3 protein-coding genes are annotated in these 1,935 nt (G+C 52.2%); 1 reads left to right on the top strand and 2 read right to left on the bottom strand.

The window, feature by feature from the left end; all coding sequences use genetic code 11:
* Nucleotides 1-144: 144 nt before the first annotated feature.
* Complete coding sequence (locus tag WA429_RS21050) at nucleotides 145-537, top strand: hypothetical protein (RefSeq protein WP_287466876.1); 393 nt, start codon at nucleotides 145-147, stop codon at nucleotides 535-537.
* A 130-nt stretch (nucleotides 538-667) separates the two neighbouring features.
* Here WA429_RS21050 and WA429_RS21045 read toward each other — a convergent pair whose 3' ends face one another.
* Together WA429_RS21045 and WA429_RS21040 are read right to left on the bottom strand one after the other, a co-directional pair.
* On the bottom strand, nucleotides 668-1,258 hold the full coding sequence (locus WA429_RS21045; RefSeq protein ID WP_287466877.1) for a hypothetical protein: 591 nt from the start codon (nucleotides 1,256-1,258) through the stop codon (nucleotides 668-670).
* Between the two features lie 168 nt (nucleotides 1,259-1,426).
* Nucleotides 1,427-1,935 (bottom strand): DUF350 domain-containing protein (locus tag WA429_RS21040; protein WP_336107887.1); only part of this gene is annotated, 509 nt, incomplete at its 5' end.

The raw sequence follows: 1,935 nt of genomic DNA, 5'->3' as shown, positions 1-1,935 counted from the left end.
ATGGGAGATCGAAAGAGACAATCGTATCGCACGTATTCAAGGCACATCCAATCACTGGGTTCAGTAACCGTAAAGACTGCCATACACCATAAAAAGAGAGGTGCGGTCGGCCTGATCTGCTGCACCCAGAGGAACACGAGATAAATGAAACACAAGTCGATGTTTGCAGCTGCTTTGTGCTGCTTCTTTCTGGCTGCTAAAGCTGGCGCTCAGGACACCTCGTATTCTGTAACCATATTCGATGATTTGCCGACCGCGGTAGCTTTGAACAAGTGGGCAGACAATGGGCTTTCTCTGGTTACGATTGTACCATTCTCCGACGATGCCGGGAGAATATCCTACCAAGCCTATTTCAAAAGAGAGGTTCAGGCACCGAAGAAAAACGACGGTGCTACATACCACGAGAACAAAGTGAAACCGAGCTTTGGTGTGAACTGCTATTTCACGGATCGCGGTGGCGATAAGCGGGCGCAATGGTTCGAGGAAGGACCTGCGCGTCATGAAAGCCATTATTGGCAAAACTTTGATTGTTATTGATAGGTCGGACTTCGGAGTTGCGGGATACATCGCAGCGTTGAGAGGTCCGGTGCTCAGTTAGTACAGAAAGACAGCAGGGCGCCCAGAGGGCGCCCTGTCTCGTTTCGTCCGGTACTCGTGCAGACGTTCTTCACTCGAAATTGCGCAGTACCGCGTTCGGATCCTGCTTTTTCAGCGTGCTGTACCGGATCGAGGTTTGGGCGTCGTTGATCGCAACCCCGTCCGGTAATTGGAGTTTTGGGCAGCGTTCCTGCACCGCAGCTGGCCAAGTCTCCTGAAGATGACCTTGCTTGAAGGGGATCCATTCCCCTTTCCATGGCGCAAAGTCTGTAAAGGTTCCTGTTGCTGGGTCAAACTTTACGGGGCGGAACAGATACTCGTCGTCTCTTGCTTTGTCCGGGTGATTGGTTTGATACTCCCCGATTGCACCCACCGATGGAATTGTGCGGACACGCCAAGCCCCAATCCCGCTGCCCGAGTCAGTGGAGGTTCCTGCTACGGTATAGCATTGGAAAAACAACCCGTCCTCTGCGAAGAACATGGCGTCGACAAGGCCTTCCCGTTGGCCGGTCCGATACGGATCCGTGCTAACCAAAACGTGTCCACTCAGCATCTTGCGGAGCATTTCTTCCGAAACATTGCTCTTTGGCGGTGGCTCTGTCGCGCAACCGGTCAGCGTTGCGGCTGCGAGAATGACCAAAGCTGAGAATTGTCTCTTCATCGTTTCGGTCCTGGTTGTCTGTTGTGGGTACACTCGGCGAGCCTATCTTTCTGCTCGCAATGGTACAAGCCATTGGTGTGACGTGTTTATTTTCGTCGATATATGCTAAAAAAAAGACGCGGGACATTCTTTGTCACCGCGTCTCTTTGGTTAGTCCATTACTGAAACCTATTTGAGCGTCTCCACGACAGCCACAATGTTTCCTGGCTGTAGGTTGATGGTAACGGCAAAATTGAGCATACCCACAACAACAGCAAATCCGGCCATCTGAAGGGCAGGGGCGATCTGGCCGTCTTCAATGCGCGTGCTCATGCTTTGAATCCGCTTGAAGAGTAGCGGCAACACCCGGTCATAAACGATGTAGACAAACAGCTGAAACGCCGCGGCCAGCAAGCTCCACATCAGGAATTCGTCATTGGGCAGAGTGTTCAACACCAGTCCCATCACTGGCAGTGCATAACCGAGCATTACGCCAACATATGCAATTGAGGCGGCGGGGTTGTTCGCGTTGATCAGTTTCTGTTCATCATGCTTGGTCAGCTTGACATAAAGCGCCATGAAACCCATGACAGCGGCGATGCCGGTGAGCATCGGGAGGACCTTGCCGGAAACCTGGTTAGCGGGTTTTCGATGTTTCATTTCTTCATGCCACCACCGCCCCCGCCTGCCTTTGAAAA

The sequence above is a fragment of the Thalassospira sp. CH_XMU1420-2 genome, assembly GCF_037029325.1.
GTDB classification, from domain to species: domain Bacteria; phylum Pseudomonadota; class Alphaproteobacteria; order Rhodospirillales; family Thalassospiraceae; genus Thalassospira; species Thalassospira povalilytica.
This window is presented reverse-complemented; position numbering and strand designations above follow the sequence as displayed.

What these genes read in the sequence shown, in the direction of transcription:
- WA429_RS21050 (WP_287466876.1), top strand. Translation starts at nt 145, where the DNA reads ATGAAACACAAGTCGATGTTTGCAGCTGCTTTGTGCTGCTTCTTTCTG.
- WA429_RS21045 (WP_287466877.1), bottom strand. Translation starts at nt 1,258, where the DNA reads ATGAAGAGACAATTCTCAGCTTTGGTCATTCTCGCAGCCGCAACGCTG.